Annotated in this window: 18 protein-coding genes; 7 read left to right on the forward strand and 11 right to left on the reverse strand. The window is 66.6% G+C overall.

Annotation, left to right across the window (positions count from 1 at the left end):
* Positions 1-69: 69 nt before the first annotated feature.
* The 7 genes from U1707_RS04830 to U1707_RS04860 form a co-directional block, all read right to left on the reverse strand.
* On the reverse strand, positions 70-720 hold the full coding sequence (locus U1707_RS04830; RefSeq protein WP_332798919.1) for a lysophospholipid acyltransferase family protein: 651 nt from the start codon (positions 718-720) through the stop codon (positions 70-72).
* 70 nt (positions 721-790) lie between these two features.
* On the reverse strand, positions 791-1,213 hold the full coding sequence (locus tag U1707_RS04835; protein ID WP_056047123.1) for a Fur family transcriptional regulator: 423 nt from the start codon (positions 1,211-1,213) through the stop codon (positions 791-793).
* 74 nt (positions 1,214-1,287) lie between these two features.
* Positions 1,288-1,776: a GNAT family N-acetyltransferase gene (locus U1707_RS04840; protein WP_332798920.1), complete on the reverse strand. Its 489-nt coding sequence runs from the start codon at positions 1,774-1,776 to the stop codon at positions 1,288-1,290.
* Positions 1,776-2,393 (reverse strand): tRNA (adenosine(37)-N6)-threonylcarbamoyltransferase complex dimerization subunit type 1 TsaB, encoded by a 618-nt coding sequence (gene tsaB / locus U1707_RS04845; protein ID WP_332799069.1) that lies wholly within the window; start codon positions 2,391-2,393, stop codon positions 1,776-1,778. The genes U1707_RS04840 and tsaB overlap by 1 nt, the downstream gene beginning before the upstream one ends.
* A 124-nt stretch (positions 2,394-2,517) precedes the next feature.
* On the reverse strand, positions 2,518-3,111 hold the full coding sequence (locus tag U1707_RS04850) for a malonic semialdehyde reductase (RefSeq protein WP_332798921.1): 594 nt from the start codon (positions 3,109-3,111) through the stop codon (positions 2,518-2,520).
* Positions 3,111-3,683, reverse strand: a complete 573-nt coding sequence (locus U1707_RS04855; protein WP_056050182.1) for a NifU family protein — start codon at positions 3,681-3,683, stop codon at positions 3,111-3,113. Before U1707_RS04855 ends, U1707_RS04850 begins: the two co-directional genes overlap by 1 nt.
* Before the next feature lie 202 nt (positions 3,684-3,885).
* A complete protein-coding gene (locus U1707_RS04860) occupies positions 3,886-4,797 on the reverse strand; it encodes an aspartyl/asparaginyl beta-hydroxylase domain-containing protein (RefSeq protein WP_332798922.1) in 912 nt (303 codons plus the stop codon).
* Between the two features lie 91 nt (positions 4,798-4,888).
* Between U1707_RS04860 and U1707_RS04865 the strand changes: the two genes are divergently transcribed.
* The 3 genes from U1707_RS04865 to U1707_RS04875 all read left to right on the forward strand — a co-directional run bounded on the left by U1707_RS04865 (position 4,889) and on the right by U1707_RS04875 (position 11,110).
* Positions 4,889-7,819 carry a M16 family metallopeptidase gene (locus U1707_RS04865; RefSeq protein WP_332798923.1) on the forward strand — a complete coding sequence of 977 codons (2,931 nt, stop codon included), beginning with the start codon at positions 4,889-4,891 and terminating at the stop codon, positions 7,817-7,819.
* A gap of 556 nt (positions 7,820-8,375) precedes the next feature.
* Entirely contained in the window at positions 8,376-9,704 is a 1,329-nt protein-coding gene (gene miaB, locus U1707_RS04870) for a tRNA (N6-isopentenyl adenosine(37)-C2)-methylthiotransferase MiaB (RefSeq protein WP_332798924.1), read from the forward strand.
* A gap of 401 nt (positions 9,705-10,105) precedes the next feature.
* On the forward strand, positions 10,106-11,110 hold the full coding sequence (locus U1707_RS04875) for a PhoH family protein (protein ID WP_332798925.1): 1,005 nt from the start codon (positions 10,106-10,108) through the stop codon (positions 11,108-11,110).
* Positions 11,111-11,279: 169 nt separating this feature from the next.
* Here U1707_RS04875 and wrbA read toward each other — a convergent pair whose 3' ends face one another.
* Positions 11,280-11,882, reverse strand: a complete 603-nt coding sequence (wrbA, locus tag U1707_RS04880; protein WP_332798926.1) for an NAD(P)H:quinone oxidoreductase — start codon at positions 11,880-11,882, stop codon at positions 11,280-11,282.
* A 172-nt stretch (positions 11,883-12,054) separates the two neighbouring features.
* Positions 12,055-12,783, reverse strand: a complete 729-nt coding sequence (locus tag U1707_RS04885; protein ID WP_332798927.1) for a pirin family protein — start codon at positions 12,781-12,783, stop codon at positions 12,055-12,057.
* A 114-nt stretch (positions 12,784-12,897) separates the two neighbouring features.
* Here U1707_RS04885 and U1707_RS04890 point away from each other — a divergent pair, with 114 nt between their 5' ends.
* The 4 genes from U1707_RS04890 (at position 12,898) to U1707_RS04905 (ending at position 16,741) form a co-directional block, all read left to right on the forward strand.
* Positions 12,898-13,788 carry a LysR family transcriptional regulator gene (locus U1707_RS04890; protein ID WP_332798928.1) on the forward strand — a complete coding sequence of 297 codons (891 nt, stop codon included), beginning with the start codon at positions 12,898-12,900 and terminating at the stop codon, positions 13,786-13,788.
* Between the two features lie 90 nt (positions 13,789-13,878).
* Positions 13,879-14,388, forward strand: coding sequence for an rRNA maturation RNase YbeY (gene ybeY, locus U1707_RS04895; RefSeq protein ID WP_332798929.1), 510 nt, complete (start codon positions 13,879-13,881; stop codon positions 14,386-14,388).
* Between the two features lie 8 nt (positions 14,389-14,396).
* Positions 14,397-15,296 (forward strand): hemolysin family protein, encoded by a 900-nt coding sequence (locus U1707_RS04900; protein WP_332798930.1) that lies wholly within the window; start codon positions 14,397-14,399, stop codon positions 15,294-15,296.
* A 116-nt stretch (positions 15,297-15,412) separates the two neighbouring features.
* Positions 15,413-16,741, forward strand: a complete 1,329-nt coding sequence (locus tag U1707_RS04905; RefSeq protein WP_332798931.1) for a PQQ-dependent sugar dehydrogenase — start codon at positions 15,413-15,415, stop codon at positions 16,739-16,741.
* A 299-nt stretch (positions 16,742-17,040) separates the two neighbouring features.
* On the opposite strand, the gene U1707_RS04910 is transcribed toward U1707_RS04905, so the two are convergent.
* Positions 17,041-17,238: a putative signal transducing protein gene (locus tag U1707_RS04910; RefSeq protein ID WP_332798932.1), complete on the reverse strand. Its 198-nt coding sequence runs from the start codon at positions 17,236-17,238 to the stop codon at positions 17,041-17,043.
* Entirely contained in the window at positions 17,235-17,795 is a 561-nt protein-coding gene (locus U1707_RS04915) for a pyridoxamine 5'-phosphate oxidase family protein (protein WP_332798933.1), read from the reverse strand. The genes U1707_RS04910 and U1707_RS04915 overlap by 4 nt, the downstream gene beginning before the upstream one ends.
* Between the last annotated feature and the right edge of the window lie 21 nt (positions 17,796-17,816).

Below are 17,816 nucleotides of genomic sequence, written 5' to 3' on the forward strand. Positions count from 1 at the left end.
CTCCCGTCTCCGTGTTCTCCCGTGAAGGCGGGAGTCCAGTCTGGGTCCCCGCCTTCGCGGGGAAACACTCTAGCTGAGTGCTTCCATTCGGCGGCGGGCTTCGGCAGCTATGGCTTTTCGGTCGCCGTAGTCCACCGAGTCGAAGGGGTCCGCGAAATGCAGCGTTGCCACGAAACGGCCTTTGCGCGTCAGCACGCGGGCGGCGTGGTGCTGCCCCGGCTCGTCGCCGACCCACGCGAGTTCATGCGTCGCCGCGCCATAGTCGATGCGGACCGGCTGGACCCGGACGCCGGGCGGCGGCGGATCGAGTGCGGCCAGAAGTGCTGCCTTGAAGGGAAGCAGGGTCACGCCGTCGCCGGTCGTACCTTCGGGGAACAGCGTCACCGGCCAGTCCTGCGCGAGCGTATCGCGGATCTGGGCGATCTGCGCGGTCACCGCCATGCGGTCGGCGCGCGAGACGAAGATGGTCTGGTTGAGCGTGCACAGCCAGCCGACCAGCGGTGCCGCCCGCAGTTCCGATTTGGCCACGAACGCGGTGCCGGTCGCCCCCGAAAGGAGCAGGATGTCGATCCAGCTCAGATGGTTCGAGACGAAGACGACATCGTGACGCAGCGAATTGCCGACCACCCGCGTCCGAGCACCGACGATGCGCCCGACCAGACCCAGGAACCGCGGCGGCCACGGCGATTTCCGTCCGAACAGCCGCCACGCGCCATGCAACGGCAGTGCGAGGATCAGCGCCAGCAGCAGCGCCGCCAGCCGCGCGCCAAGGCGGATCCGGCCGATCGCGTCAATCCTTGCGGGTGAGCGCGACGCCGTAGAGTTCCATGCGGTGATCGACGAGGCGGAAGCCGAGCTTTTCCGCGATCGCCTTCTGCAACTGCTCGAGTTCGGGATCGACGAATTCGATCACCTTGCCGCTCTCGACGTCGATCAGGTGATCGTGATGCGCTTCGGGCGCGGGCTCGTAGCGTGCGCGGCCGTCGCCGAAGTCGTGACGGTCGAGGATGCCGGCTTCCTCGAACAGGCGGACCGTGCGGTACACCGTGGCGATCGAGATGCCCGGGTCGATCTGCGACGCGCGTTCATAGACCTTCTCGACATCAGGATGGTCGTCGGCCTCGGACAGCACGCGCGCGATGACGCGGCGCTGCTCGGTGATGCGCAGGCCCTTCTCGTTGCAGAGTGCTTCCAGATCGATCTTGCGCGGCATGTGTCATTCCCTCGTTGAGTGCCATGTAGGGCCTCCGCGCTGTTGCGAAAAGGGATAGTGACTCGCAATAAGCCTTAGCTGGTGATATCTTTGGAATATGTGTGTGCGTCGTACGCGACGCCGGTCTTGCCGCGATAATAAGCGCGGCGCTCGCCGACCTTGGTGAAGCCGTGCGCGTCGTACATCTTGACCGCGTCGTTGCCGGCGCGGACTTCGAGGTGCAGTTTGGCGATGTTGCCGACCGAGCAGTCGGCGATTGCTGCGCGGATCAGCGACGTGCCGACGCCGCGACGGCGATAGTCGGGTGCGACCGCGATCAGCAGAAGTTCGGCTTCGTCGGCCACCGACCGCGTCATCGTGAACCCGGCGGGAAGATCGTCGACATAGGCGAGCGTCAGGTGGACGCCGGTCAGGGCGAGCACGCCGAGGCACTGGCTGCGCGTCCACGCCTCGCCGTAGCGCGGGTCGAACGCCTGGGTCATCAGCGCGTCGACGATCGCGAGATCGCGTGCGTCGCCGGTACGGAGCGTGACGGTGCGGGTCGCGACTTGGCGGCTGGCCATTATTTCGGGACCGAGGGTTTGGCGTCGGGCGCACGGCCGTAGATCGGGCTTGGCGCGAGCGCGGTCAGTGCTTTGGGGAGCAGGATCGCCGAGGCTGCGTCGGGGAGCGCTTCGGTGAGATCCAAGCGGTCGTCGAGCGCGGCGAGCCAGCGCACGCCGTTGCCGACCGCGCGCCGTCCCGCCAGCGCGGCGAGCGCGGCGGCGGGCTTCAGCGATGCCATGTCGGATCGCGGCGACAGATCGGCGGAGAAGGCTTGCATGAAGACTTCGCCATGGCCCCCTTCCATGATTACCGCAATATCGTCGGTCAAGCGATCGGCGAAACCGGCGGCAGCGATGAGGGGAAGCGAGGAAAAACCAGCGATTTCCGCGCCCCAGCCGAGCGCGAGGCCGCGGGCAGCGGCGATGCCGACGCGGACGCCGGTGAAGCTGCCGGGGCCGCAGTCGACGATGATCCTGTCCGCACGACCGCCCTCGGGGAGCTCGGCGATCATCGGAATGAGGCGCTCGGCATGGCCGCGGCCGACGACCTCGTGCGCGCGGGCGATCACGGCGCCGCCTTCTATGAGGGCGACCGAGCAGGCGGTGGTGGATGTTTCGATTACTAGCGTGCGCATTGTCTCATCCGTCATGCCGGGCTCGTTCCGGCATCCACCATTCCGCGTGCTATACAATCGTACGTCATGCGGAACCGTGGACCCCGGAACAAGTCCGGGGTGACGGAGCATTTTTGGGTCGCTGTCAGGCGATGCTGTTGAACTTCGCGAAGTCTGGGCGCGGCGAGCGGGCGTAGATCGTCGCGGGATCGCCGTGGCCGAGCGTCGAGATGAAGTTCGTCCGCACCGCGGGCGTGTCGTGGAAGAACGCCGCATCGACCTTACCCGCGTCGAACCCCGACATCGGCCCGGTATCGAGCCCCAGCATCCGCGCGGCGATGATGAAATAAGCGCCCTGCAGCGTCGAATTGCGGAACGCCGACGCCTCGCGCAGTTCGGCATTGCCGTCGAACCACGATTTCGCATCGGCGTGCGGGAACAGTTCGGGCAGGTGTTCGTGGAAATTGGTGTCCATGCCGATGATCACCGACACCGGCGCCTTGAGGATCTTGGGCTGGTTCTGCGCGCTGCACGCCTCGGCGAGCTTCTGCTTGGCGTCGTCGCTGACCACCCAGATCAGGCGTGCGGGGAGCTGGTTGGCCGACGTCGGGCCCCATTTCATCAGGTCCCAGATCGCGTGCAGTTCGGCCTCGGCGACCGGCTCGTCGGTATAGCCGTTATAGGTCCGGGCTTCGCGGAAGACGGCGTCGAGGACGGCGGCGTCGAGTGGCTCGCGCATCAGACGGCTCTCACTTCGGTGACTTCGGGCACGTAATATTTCAGCAACTGCTCGATGCCGTTCTTGAGCGTCGCGCTCGACGACGGGCAACCGGCGCAGGCGCCCTGCAACTGGAGGAACACCTTGCCCTTGTCGAAGCCGCGATAGACGATGTCGCCGCCGTCGTTCGCCACCGCCGGACGAACACGCGTGTCGATCAGTTCGCGGATCTGCGCGACGATGTCGGCGTCGGCGGGATCGTCGGACAGCGCGGGCTCGTCCGAGGGCACCGAGAAACCGGCACGGGCGGGCTTGAACAGTGGCATCGCGGCGGAGAAATGATCGAGCAGGATCGCGAGCACATCGGGCTTCAGGTCCGACCAGGCGACGCCCGGCCCGGCGGTGACCGAAACGAAATCACGGCCAAAGAACACGCCGGTCACGTCGCCCAGATTGAAGATCGCCTCGGCCAGCGGACTGGTCTCGGCCTCCTCGGGGGTGGCGAAGTCGCGCGTGCCGGCGTCCATGACGGTGCGTCCCGGCAGGAACTTCAACGTCGAGGGGTTCGGGGTGGATTCCGTTTCGATCAGCATGAGGGGCATGTGGCCCGGCGGACGCGAGGGATCAAGCGTGGAACGGGAAACGGTTTCTTTCGGGGAGTGTGTGACCACGCATCTTCCCCCCTCCCTCGTGAAGGGAGGGGTCGGGGGTGGGTGGGTTCGTGATGGGCGTCACACTGACCCATCAGCCGACCCACCCCCAGCCCCTCCCTGCCAGGGAGGGGAGCGAGAAGGGTCACCCGTCGCGGTGTGTCGCTGCGGCGTTCCATCTGCCGATGTTGCGGACCGTGTCCTGGACGAAGGCGGAGCGGCGGACGATGCCGAGCAGCATGTCGGCGATCCACTTGCCGGGGTTGCGCAGCGGCCGCGCGAACTGGATCAGCAGGACGACCCGCGTACCGGACGTGTCGTTCCAGACCTGATGCTGATAGGTGTCGTCGAACACGAGCGTTTCGCCCTCCGCCCAGCGCACGGTGCGGTCGTGGAGGCGCATCCGGACGTCGCCGTCGCGCGGGACGATCAGGCCGAGGTGGCAGGTGAGCAGGCCCTTGGTCACGCCACGATGCTCGGGAATATGCGTGCCGGGCGCGAGGATCGAGAACAGTGCGCTGTTCAGGCCGGGAATGCGCGCGACGGCCGCCGCCGTCTGCGGACACCGCGCCAGGCTCTCCTCGATTGGATAGCCATAACCGTAGAGGAAGAACGAGCGCCATTTGCCCAATTCGGCGATCGACCGGTGATCGGGCGAGATCGTCGCGAGACTGGGCGATGCGTCGCCTTGCAACGCGACGCGGACCGCCTCGTCGCGGATCGCCGCCCAATGCTCGCGCAACTCCGCGGTCCAGGCGAAATCGCGGACGTCGAGCACGGGATCGTTGGCGACCAGCGAGGACGACTCGATCATCCGGTCGAACACCCCGCGCAGGTGCTTGCCGACGCGGATGATCAGCGGGCGGGCGGGCTCGGCGATCATCGACACGCCGGCAAAGCGCGGATCGGGCATGAGCGCATGACGACGGACCGACGGCGCGCCCCGATCCCGCCACATTGCGGACTGCCCCAGTTCGGCTTCGACCGTCATCTCTACCTTGCGCCCCGCCGTGTGTCCGCGCGTCGTCGCGCCGATCCCCTTGTCCGGACACGACATACCCCGTGTGTTGGACGAAATGATGGCGGTCGCGGGGCCCTACGACGGTGCGACGCTGGCGATGCGCGCGCGGGGGCGCTAGGGATGGACCATGCTATCCTTTTCGCGCTTGTATCGCGCTCCCGTCCTGCTCCCCCTCATGCTCGGCCTCGCTATCCCGGCGAGCGGGCAGATGGCAACGCAGCAGGCCGCCTCCGCCCCGGTAACAGAAGGCGCCAAGGGGGGAGCGAAGGAGGCACCGACGCTTCCCGAGCTGACCGGGATCGACACGACCGCGTGGCTCTACAAGGGCAGCGATCTCACCCGCGACCCGGAATGGAAGTTCGGCACGCTGCCCAACGGCATGCGGTTCGCGGTGCGCAAGAACGGCGTCCCGCCGGGCCAGGTGTCGGTGCGCGTGCGGATCGATGCGGGCTCGCTGAACGAGACCGACAGCGAGCGCGGCTTTGCACATTTCATCGAGCATCTCTCGTTCCGCGGCTCCGAATACGTCCCCGACGGTGAGGCGAAGCGCGTGTGGCAGCGGTTCGGCGCGACCTTCGGATCGGATACCAACGCGCAGACCACGCCGACCTCGACCACGTTCAAGCTCGATCTTCCCTCGGCAACCGAAGCGGGGCTCGGCGAGAGCCTGAAGATCATGTCCGGCATGATGGAGAAGCCGACGATCACCGACGCGTCGGTCGCCGCAGAGCGCCCGATCGTGCTGGCCGAACAGCGCGAGCAGCCCGGCCCGCAGGTACGCTTCGGCGACGCGATCCGCGCGACGTTCTTCGCTGGCCAGCCACTCGCGGATCGGTCGCCGATCGGCAACATCAAGACGCTGGAGGCCGCTACCGGTGCCACTGTAAAGGCGTTCCACGATCGCTGGTATCGGCCGGAGAACACCGTCGTCATCATCTCGGGCGACATGGACCCGGCGCTGTTCGGACGGCTGATCGTCAAGAACTTTGCCGACTGGAAGGGCATCGGCCCGTTCGTGCCCGCACCCGATTTCGGCAAGCCCGATCCCAAGGCGCCGGTGTCGGCGACGATCGCCGAGCCGGCCATTCCGGCGGTCGTAACGCTCGGCGTGGTACGCCCTTGGAAGTATCAGGACGACACCGCGATCATGAACCAGAAGCGGCTGGTCGACGTGCTCGCTACCCGCCTGATCAGTCGACGCCTCGAAACGCGGGCGCGCGCTGGCGGCAGCTTCCTGCAGGCCGGCGTGTCGATCGATGACGTCTCGCGCTCGGCGAACCTGACGAGCGTCAACATCGTGCCGATCGGGACCGACTGGGAGGCGGCGTTGAAGGATGTGCGCGCGGTGATCGCCGACGCACAGACCAACGCGCCGAGCCAGGCCGAGGTCGACCGCGAATATGCCGATTTCGACACGATCATGCGGACCAGCGTTGAAACCGCGAAGGTCGAGGCGGGATCGAAGCAGGCGGACGACATGGTCGGCGCGCTAGACATCCGTGAAACGGTGGCCGGGCCGGAAACGTCGTACAAGATCCTTCAGGACGCCAAGGCCAAGGGCATGTTCACCCCCGCCACGTTGCTCGCATCGAGCAAGGCGATCTTCGAGGGGACGGCGACGCGTGCCCTAGTAAATACGCAGACGCCCGATGCGGGGGCCGCGAACAAGCTTGCGACCGCGCTCAAGGCGGATGTTTCGGGTCTGGCCGGCAAGCGTCGTGCGCAAGGGGCGGTCGATTTCTCGAAGCTGCCGTCGCTCGGCAAGCCGGGGACGGTCGCCAGCCGCGAGAAGGTCACCGCGTTCGACATGGAGCAGGTGAACTTCGCCAACGGCACGCGCGTGCTGCTGTTCCCCAACGCCGGCGAGACCGGGCGGGTCTATGTCCGCGTGCGGTTCGGCGGCGGCTATACCGCGATCCCGTCCAACCGGCCGACGCCGGCCTGGGCGGGCGATCTGGCACTGGTCGCGGGCGGGATCGGCAAGCTCGACCAGGGCGATCTGGATCAGCTTACCGCCGGTCGCCGGATCGGCCTCGACTTCGGGATCGACGACGATGCGTTCACGCTCAGCGCGATCACGTCGCCGGCGGATTATGCCGACCAGCTGCGCCTGATGGCGTCGAAGCTGGCGTTCCCGGCCTGGGATCCGGCGCCGGTCGCGCGCGCTCGGGTCGCGGCGCTGGCCGGGTTCGCAGGCTATGATTCGTCGCCGGACGGCGTGTTGTCTCGCGACCTCGAAGGGCTGCTGCGCGCCGGCGATCCGCGCTGGGGGACGCCGTCGAAGGCGACCGTCGAGGCGCTGAATGCCAAGGACTTCCGGGCGTTCTGGGAGCCGATCCTGCAGACCGGACCGATCGAGGTCTCGATCTTCGGCGACGTGAAGACCGAGGACGCGATTGCCGCGGTCGCCAAGACGTTCGGCGCGATGAAGCCGCGCACGGCGGTGTCGACGGTCGGCGCGCCGGTGGCGTTCCCCGCGCACAACACGACGCCGGTGATGCGCGCGCATACCGGTCCCGAGAACCAGGCGGCGGCGGTGATCGCCTGGCCGACCGGCGGCGGCGTCGACGACATCGTCGAGGCGCGACGGCTCGACGTGCTGGCGCAGGTGTTCAGCGATCGGCTGTTCGAGCGGCTGCGGCAGGCGGCGGGCGCGAGCTACAGCCCCAACGTATCGAGCCAGTGGCCGGTCGGCATGAGCACCGGCGGCCGCATGGTCGCGATCGGCCAGGTCGCGCCCGACAAGGTGTCGTTCTTCTTCCAGATCGCCCGCCAGATCGCGGCCGAACTGGTGTCGACGCCGATCGCCGCGGACGAGCTGGACCGGATCAAGAAGCCGATGGGGCAGTATATCCTGCGCGCCTCGACCGGGAACCAGTTCTGGTTGCAGCAACTGGGCGGCGCGACGTTCGACCCGCGCCGGATCGCCGCGACTCAGCGGATCGCGAGCGACCTGGTGACGACGACGCCGGTAGAATTGCAGGCAACCGCGGCGAAGTATCTGCGGCCGGACAAGGACTGGACGATGGCGGTGGTGCCGGCCGCCACGAAGAAGTGACGCCCTGACCCCTCTCCCCCACGGGGAGAGGGAGGAGCCACTTGGCGACGGAAGGGTGAAGGGCTTTGAGGCGAACGGCCCGAGCCTCACGCCCCTCACCCTCCCACACGCAAGAGCGTGCGGGCCCCTCCCTCTCCCCGGAGGGGCGAGGGGATGACCACGCTTCGCCTGCGCCCCCTCCCTCCCTCTCCCCCGCGGGGAAAGGGAGGGAGGAGCCACTTGGCGACGCAAGGGTGAGGGGCTTTGGGGCGAACCGCCCGAGCCTCACGCCCCTCACCCTCCCACATGCGAGAGCATGCGGCCCTTCCTCTCCCCGGAGGGGCAAGGGGTATGACCACGCATCGCCTGCGCCCCCTCCCTCCCTCTCCCCCGCGGGGAGAGGGAGGGAGGAGCCACTTGGCGACGGAAGGGTGAGGGGCTTTGGGGCGAGCGACCCGAGCCTCACGCCCCTCACCCTCCCACATGCAAGAGCATGCGGGCCCCTCCCTCTCCCCGGAGGGGAGAGGGGTTTAAGCGCCCCCTCCCCACTGCCGCGTAAATTTGGTAGGGCGCCGGCATGTCCCCTCCCGAAACATTCCCGAAGACCTTCCACGTCAAGTCGTTCGGCTGCCAGATGAACGTCTATGACGGCGAGCGCATGGCCGAGCTGATGGCCGCCCAGGGCCTCACCCAAGCCGACCCGGTCGATGCGGACGTCGTCGTCCTCAACACCTGCCACATTCGCGAGCGCGCCACCGAAAAGGTCTATTCGGACATCGGCCGCCTCCGGAAGGACCAGCGCCGCAAGTCCGGCAAGACGCCGATGATCGCGGTCGCCGGTTGCGTCGCGCAGGCCGAGGGCGAGGAGATCTTCACGCGCGCCAAGGTCGACATCGTCGTCGGCCCGCAAGCCTATCACAACCTGCCCGAGCTGGTCGCCAAGGCCGCCGCCGGCACGCCCTCGCTCGACACCGACATGCCGCTCCTGTCGAAGTTCGGCGCACTGCCGGCACGACGGAAGGTTGCACCCTCGGCGTTCCTGACGGTGCAGGAAGGGTGCGACAAATTCTGCACCTATTGCGTCGTCCCCTACACGCGCGGTGCGGAGATAAGCCGGCCGTTCGCTGCGATCGTCGACGAGGCCAAGGCGCTGGTCGATGCCGGTGCGCGCGAGATCACGTTGCTCGGCCAGAACGTCAACGCATGGAGCGAGAATGAGCGCGGCCTCCACGACCTGATCCGCGACCTCGACCGCATCCCGGGTCTTGCCCGCATCCGCTACACGACCAGCCACCCCAACGACATGACGCAGGGCCTGATCGACGCGCACAGCGACATCGAAAGCCTGATGCCGTTCCTGCATCTGCCGGTGCAGAGCGGCAGCGACCGCGTGCTGAAGGCGATGAACCGGAGCCACACCCGCGACTCCTACCTCCGCCTCCTCGACCGCGTCCGCGCGGTACGCCCCGACATCGCGCTGTCCGGCGACTTCATCGTCGGCTTCCCCGGCGAAACCGATGCCGAGTTCGAGGACACGCTGAGCCTGGTCGATGCGGTCGGCTATGCGCAGGCTTACAGCTTCAAATACAGCCCCCGCCCCGGCACCCCCGCGGCGTCGATCGTCGAGCAGGTCCCCGAGGCCGTGATGGACGAGCGTCTCCAGCGCCTGCAAGCCGCACTTAACCGCGACCAGCATGCCTTCAACGCCGCCACCGTCGGTCGCACCTGCTCGGTTCTGCTGGAGCGTACGGGCAAACTTCCCGGTCAGCTGATCGGCAAGTCGCCCTGGCTGCAATCGGTCCACCTGATCGGCGACCATGCGATCGGCGACCTGGTCGAGGTGACGCTCGCGGCTGCCGGACCCAATTCGCTGACCGGCCTGGAACGCGTGCGCGAGGCTGCGTAACGACGGGACGGCCGGCGATTGTCCACGCGATCCTTCCTACGGTCCGTCATCCTGACGAACGTCAGGATCCAGGGTAACCGAGGGCGCTCCGCGCGGCTCTGGATCCTGACTTTCGTCAGGATGACGGGACGGGTGTTGGCCGATGCCCGACCTTTGATCTGCGCCTCGGGCCCTGTAAAGATCACACCGGGTCTCCGCAAGAACCCCCGCGATTTCGCTGTCCTACATCCGGATCGCCTGTCACACTCGCCCCCGATGCAGCTTCGCCCACGCGACTCGAATCATCTCTCAGCCAGCGCTCCGGCGCGGCTTGAACGCGTCGCCCGCGATGCTCATCTTCCTTCCAAAGGTTACGGTTCGACGCTTCCAGGCGTAACCTTTGACGCCCCTGAAAGGACCGTATGAGCCGTAAACCCGTTCCCGCCCAGTCCGGTGACCGCGCCCGAGTCGAGTTGCTGTTCGACAAGCCCCAATTGCTCGTCCGGCTGTTCGGCCAGTACGACCAGAACCTCGTTGCGCTCGAAAACCGCCTCGGCGTCTACATCACCGCGCGCGGGAACAAGATCGGCCTGGAAGGCACCGCCGAACAGGTCGCCAAGGCGCGCGATGTGCTCCACGATCTCTACGCCCGCATCCAGCGCGGCGAGGACGTCGATACCGGGCTCGTCGACGCCTCGATCGCGATGGCCGACGAACCGGTGCTCGCCGGCATCATCCGCGCCGACGCGGGCGGCGGTGCCGCGCCGCCGATCATGATCCGGACGCGCAAGAAGACGATCGTGCCGCGCACGCCGGCGCAGGCGCATTACATGCGCGAGCTGGCCAATAACGACATGATCTTCGCGCTCGGGCCGGCAGGAACGGGCAAGACCTATGTGGCCGTGGCGCAGGCGGTGCAGCAACTCATTACCGGCAGCGTCCAGCGCCTTATCCTCTCACGACCGGCGGTCGAAGCCGGCGAGCGGCTGGGCTTCCTCCCCGGCGACATGAAGGAGAAGGTCGATCCGTATCTGCGTCCGCTCTACGACGCGCTGTACGATTGCCTTCCCGCGGAGCAGGTCGAACGCCGCATCGCCAGCGGCGAGATCGAGGTTGCGCCGATCGCCTTCATGCGCGGGCGGACGCTGGCGGATGCGTTCGTGATCCTCGACGAGGCGCAGAACACCACGCCTGCACAGATGAAGATGTTCCTGACGCGCTTCGGCCAGAACAGCCGGATGGTGATCTGCGGCGACCCCAAGCAGGTCGATATTCCGGGCGGCGTGGCGGCATCGGGCCTGGCGGATGCGGTCCGGCGGCTGGAGGGGATCGAGAGCATCTCGATGTGCCGCTTCACTGTTGGCGACGTGGTCCGCCATCCGATCGTCGGGCGGGTCGTCGAGGCCTATGAGGGCAAGGACGATTGAGTAGAGAATGGGGTGGAGAACGGGGCATGTCCAAACCATTCCGTCCCCCCGGGCTCGTTCCGGGGTCCACGGTTCCGCGAAATCACCTCCAGCGATTTTGTGGAACCGTGGATGCCGGAACAAGCCCGGCATGACGGAGCATTAGGAGCGTGGGTATCTCCTACGCAGTTCAGCCCTTCAGCTTGGCCGCAGTCTCGGCGATGCGCCTGCCCTGGTAGCGGGCGCCGTCGAGTTCGTCCTTGCTCGGCATGCGGCTGCCGTCGCCGTCCGAGATCGTCGTGGCGCCGTAGGGCGAGCCGCCCTTGACCGTATCGACGCCCATCTGGGCCTGGAAGCCATAGTCGAGCCCGACGATCGTCAGGCCGTGATGCATCAGGTTGGTGATGATCGAGAACAGGGTCGTCTCCTGCCCGCCATGCTGGCTCGCGGTCGAGGTGAACGCGCCGCCGACCTTGCCGACCAGCGCGCCCGAGAACCACAGGCCGCCGGTCGTATCCCAAAACTGCGCCATCTGCGCGGGCATCCGGCCGAAGCGGGTCGGCGCGCCGACGATGATCGCGTCATACTGCGCGAGTGCGTCGGGGCCTTCGATCTCGGCATGCGCGGTATCGGTCTTGAAGTGCGCGGCTTCGATCACCGCCTGCGGTGCGGTCTCGGCGACGCGGCGAATGTCCACCTCGGCACCACCGGCGCGTGCGCCCTCGGCGACGGCATCGGCCATCTGCTCGATATGGCCGTAGGACGAGTAATAGAGCACGAGAACCTTGGTCATGGGTGTTTTCCTTCTTGGCTCCCCCTCCCGCAAGCGGGAGGGGGCTGGGGGGGGTGGGCGCCCGGCATCCAAGACCGAGCCGGGTGCGATAGCGTATTCTAAACTACCGTCCCGTCGGAGGTGAGCGAGGGCCCACCCCCTGCCCCCTCCCGCTTGCGGGAGGGGAAGAAAGTCATTCCGAGTCTACGAGAACGATCTCGGCGTCTTCCTGTGCCGTGATCGTCACCGTCTGGCCGCCCGAAAGCGCCGCTCCGTCGCGGGCGCCGAAGCCGACCTCGTCGATCGTGATCGCGCCGGTCGCCGGCACAAGATACGCATGCCGCCCTTCGCCGATTGCATAGTCGACGCTGTCGCCGGCCTTCAGCGTAGCCGCGAGCACACGGGCGTTCGCGCGGATCGGCAACGCGTCGCCATCGCCCTCGAAGCCGCTTGCGAGCGTCACGAACTGTCCGGAGCGTTCACCCTTGGGGAACGGCTTGGCGCCCCAGCTCGGCGAGCCACCTTTACGCGACGGCTCGATCCAGATTTGGAAGATCGTCGTCGTTTCGAGCTCCAGATTATATTCGGCATGCCGCACGCCGGTGCCGGCGCTCATGACCTGAACGTCGCCCGCCTCGGTGCGCCCCTTGTTGCCGAGCGAATCCTGGTGGGTGATCGCACCCGAGCGGACATAGGTGATGATCTCCATGTCCTGATGCGGATGCGGCGGGAAACCCGAATTCGCGGCGATCTGGTCGTCGTTCCAAACCCGGATCGCGCCCCAACCCATCCGTGCCGAATCGTAATAGCTGGCGAACGAGAAATGATGCCGTGCGTTCAGCCAGCCGTGATCGGCATGGCCGAGGCTTTCGAAGGCGCGGCGCTCTACGGGTGTCGTCTTGTTCAAGGTCGTGGTCGTCATGCGATATCTCCACTGGTTGATCCCAAGATAGACCCGCCGACCGCAACGTAAATAGAAACGGTGGAAACCGATCGTTTCGCTGCTACTCTGCGGGGCCATCCTGTGGAGAGCCGCATGCGCCTGCCCGATCTCGAAGCCTGGGCGATCTTCGCCAGCGTCGTCGAGCACCGTTCGTTCAGCGCCGCCGCCGATGCCATCGGCCTCAGCAAGGCGACGGTGTCGAAGGCGATCACGCGGCTCGAGGCGCATCTCGGCCAGTCGCTGTTCCACCGTACCTCGCGCCGGCTCGCGCTGACCGAGGCGGGCAAACCGCTCGCCGAGCATGCCGCACGCATCCTTGCCGAGGCGAGGCTGGCGGAAGAATCGGCCAACGATGCGGCCAGCGCGCCGACCGGCCGGGTGCGCCTTGCCGCACCGATGAGCTTCGGCATCACCAACGTCGCACCGTTGCTGGCCGAATTCCTTGCCGAGCATCCCGGCATCGAGGTCGACCTGCATCTGTCGGACGCCCGCGTGGATATCGTCGCCGAAGGGTTCGACGTCGCCTTGCGGATCGCCGAACTGCCCGACAGTTCGCTTCGCGCGCGGCGCTTGTGCACGATCCACGCGCATCTCGTCGCCGCGCCCAGCTATCTGGCGGCGCACGGAACGCCCACGCATGCGGCACAGCTCGGCGAGCATAAACTGTTTGGCTATTCGAACATCGTCGGACCTTGGCGGTTTCACGGGCCGGACGGTGCAGACGTATCCGTGCGCGCGCAGGGCCAGCTTACCGCGAACAGCGGCGAGGCGATCGTGCCGTCGCTGATCGCCGGTCTCGGCATCGCAAGACTGCCCGATTTCATCGTCAACGTCCATCTGGCCAGCGGGGCGCTGGTGACGATCCTCGACGATTGGGCACCCGCCCCGATCGGCCTTCACCTGCTGACCCCGCCCAGCCCGCTGCGTCCCGCCAGAGTCGAGGCGCTGATCGACTTTCTCGCCAATCGGCTTCGGGACAGATAGATACCGCGGGACAGATAGAAACGCGCTGGTGCGGAACTTCCGTTACTGCGAAATGCTTTCGCCCTTGGCCATTCCGTTCGAAAGACCTGCATGCTCGAAATCGCGCTTTCTTCAGACACTCCCTGGCCGGACGCGGACTGGGACGGGCTGGCCTTGCGGGCAGCGACAGCGGCGATTCAGCGCACGCCGCACGGCGAACTGCTCACCAGCGCGGCGACGGTCGAGATTTCGATCCGGCTTGCGTCTGACGACGAGGTCCACACGCTCAACAAACAGTACCGTCAGAAGGACAAGTCGACCAACGTCCTGTCCTTCCCGATGGTCCAGCCGGACCTGCTCGACACGATCAGCCAGAATTCGGACGATGGCGAGGTCCTGCTCGGCGACATCATCCTCGCGTACGGCGTCTGCGTCGCGGAAGCGGCCGAGCGCGGGATCTCGGTCGAGGATCATGCGATGCATCTGATGGTGCACGGCACGCTGCATCTGCTAGGCTATGACCATATGGACGACAACGAGGCCGAGGGCATGGAGCAGATCGAACGCGACGCGCTCGCCGCGCTTGGCCTGCACGACCCCTATTCGATAACAGAGGACTGACGACCACGATGGCCGATGGCCCCAATGCCGGTAACGGCGATAGTAGCGATAGTATCTGGCGTGGGCTCAAGGGCCTGATCTTCGGCAACCAGGACGAATCCCTCCGCGATCAGCTCGAGGATGCGATCGACCGTCACGAGGGCGATCCCGCTCCCGATGCCAAGGGCGATCTCACCCCGCTCGAGCGGCAGATGGTCCGCAACCTGCTGCACTTCAGCGAGCGCGACGCCGGCGACGTCGGCGTGCCGCGCGCGGACATCATCGCGGTCGAGGAAGGCACGCCGTTCGCCGATCTCGTCAAGCTGTTCGCCGAAGCCGGCCACAGCCGCCTGCCGGTGTACCGCGACAACCTCGATACGATCATCGGCATGGTCCACATCAAGGACGTCTTCAACATCCTCGCGACCGGCGCCGAGCATCCCGCGTCGATCGCCGGGCTGATCCGCGAGCCGCTCTATGCCCCCATGTCGCGCGGTGCGCTCGATCTGCTCGCGGACATGCGGCAGAAGCACGTCCACCTGACGATCGTGCTCGACGAATATTCGGGCACCGAAGGTCTGGTGACGTTCGAGGATCTGATCGAGGAGATCGTCGGCGAGGTCGAGGACGAGCATGACGACGCGCCACAGGTGCTGATGACGCCGATCGAAGGCGGCGCCTGGGATGCCGACGCGCGCGCCGAGTTGGAGGACGCCGCCGAACTGATCGATCCGCGTCTGGCGGAGGTCGACGGTGACATCGATACGCTGGGTGGTCTGGCAGCGCTACTTGCCGGACACGTGCCGCAGATCGGTGAATGCGTCGACCACCCTAGCGGCTGGAAGCTGGAGATCACCGACGCCGACGAACGGCGCATCAACCGGTTGCGGCTGCACCCACCAGTGGCGCCGGTCGAGGATGACGACTGACGCACATGACCATGGTCATCCTCGCCGGTGCGGGGATGACTAAGTCGTGGAGAAATGACCCGACACGACACTAATCCCGCATTGCTCCAACTCCCTCGCCCCCCTAGTCTCCTCGCATGCGCAAACACATCCTCATCGTCCTCGGACTGATCCTGCTCGTGATCGCTGCGGGCGTCACGTACCTGGCCTGGCCCGACACCGCCGAACTGTCGGTCGATCAGGTCGCCGGCAAACGCCCCAAGATCACCGATCCCCGGATCCAGACGATCCCGACCGTCAAGGTCGCCGAGGTCGTCGGCTGGAAGAACGGCGCGATGCCTACGCCCGCTGCGGGCCTGAAGGTCCAGCCGTTCGCGACCGGACTAGATCACCCGCGCTGGATGTACCGCCTGCCGAATGGCGACGTGCTGGTCGCGGAAACCAACTCGCCTCCGCGCGAGGGCGGTGGGATTACCGGCTGGGTCATGAAGGTGCTGATGGGCCGCGCCGGTGCGGGCGTGCCCTCGGCGAACCGCATCACGCTGCTGCGCGACGCGAATGGCGACGGCGTGGCGGAGACGAAGTCGGTGTTCATGACCGGCCTCAACTCGCCGTTCGGCATGACGTTGCTCGACGGTCAGCTCTATATCGGCAACACCGACGCGCTCGTCCGCGTGCCCTACACCGACGGCGCGACCAAGATCACCGCCAAGCCCGAGCTGGTCATCAAGCTCAATCCCGGCGGCAATCACTGGGCGCGCAACGTCATCACCGCCGCCGACGGCAAGACGCTGTACGTCGGCGTCGGGTCCTCGTCGAACATCGCCGAGAACGGCATGGACGCCGAGAAATACCGCGCGAACATCCTGCAGGTCTGGCCCAAGGACAAGAACTGGCGGATTTACGCCGCTGGCCTACGCAACCCCAACGGCATGGCGATCAACCCCAAGTCGGGCGGGCTGTGGACCGTCGTCAACGAGCGCGACATGCTCGGCTCCGACCTTGCGCCGGATTACCTGACGCAGGTCGAGTTCGGCGATCACTTCGGCTGGCCCTGGTATTATTGGGGCGGCTATCCCGACACTCGCGTCGAGCCCACGAACCCCGCCCTCCAGCAATATGCGAAGCGCCCCGACTATGCACTCGGACCGCATGTCGCCGCCCTCGGCCTGACCTTCTCAGCGGATGCAAAGCTCGGCGCAAAGTTCGCCAACGGTGCCTTCGTCGGCGAGCATGGCTCGTGGAACCGCAAGCCCGTGTCGGGCTACAAGGTCGTCTACGTGCCGTTCGGCGATACGGGTTTCCCGGCGGCGAACGCAAAGCCAGTCGACGTGCTCGGCGGGTTCCTGAACAAGGACGGCGACGCCCAGGGCCGCCCGGTCGGCGTCATCATCGACAAGACCGGCGGGCTGCTGGTCGCGGACGATGTCGGCAACGCGATCTGGCGGGTCAGCGCAGGAGGCTGATAAAACAAGCAACGCAACGCTCGTTTCGCCACCCCGGACGTGGCAGGTGCCCAACCGTTTCCAGCAAGTGCGAGCCGCTATCGTACGGCACCACGCCCTCCTTGTTCTCCCGCGAAGGCGGGAGCCCAGTCTGGATCCCCGCCTTCGCGGGGAAACAGGTCTTCTGGATCGATTGAGAGGCCAGCGACGTGTCCCGGGGTCGACGGTTCCGCAAATCCAAGGCCGCCGAGCGCACGGACTAGCGGATGCCGGGACGAGGTTTCTTCGAGCGTTGCCGAAGGGGCCGGCACGACAAAGGATCAGTCCGGGAGTATCCGCCGCGCCTCGTCCACGTCTTCCTCGTCCACCATCACGCGTACCGGGATCAGCAGCCAGCTCCCCTCCATGATCGACATCCCGCCGTCGAACGCCACCGCCGGGATGCCTTCGCTTTCCAGCCGGCCGACGATGATATGCGCCTCGTTCCGGCCGTAGCGCCCGAGTTCGACCAGGCTCATGCCCCGACGCGGTCCGGCAGGACTGTGCCAAGTCGAACCGGCAACCCGTCGATGCTCTCGGTCGGCCCGGCCAGTTCCTCGATCCGTTCCGCCTCGGACTGACGCGCATGATATTTCGACAAGGTCTGCCGCTCGCGGTCCAACGTCATGAACGGCACGCCCCAGCCGCAACTCGTCTGGACCTCGTCGATCGCGATCACGAAGATCTGCCGCGTGCCCGGCAACGCCGTGAACTGCGCATACAGGTCCGCCCATTCGGCGTCCTGTGGCAACACCGCGCGCCCCTTGCCGTAGATGCGGAAGATCAGCGCCGGCTGGTCGAACGCGCAGAACATGACCGTGATGCGCCCGTTTGCGCCCAGATGCGCGTTCGTCTCGTTCCCCGATCCGCCGACATCGAGATACGCGACCGTCTTCGGATCAAGCACGCGAAAGCTGTCCATGCCCTTCGGACTGAGATTGATCCGCGCGCCCTCGGCGGCCGTCGCGACGAAGAATACCGGCTGCCGGGCTACGAACGCGCAGTGATCGTCGGTGAGCGCAGGGAAGAAGTCCATCGTTCGGCTCCGAATTGACGC

Source organism: Sphingomonas sandaracina (genome assembly GCF_036663695.1).
In the GTDB taxonomy this organism is placed as follows: domain Bacteria; phylum Pseudomonadota; class Alphaproteobacteria; order Sphingomonadales; family Sphingomonadaceae; genus Sphingomonas.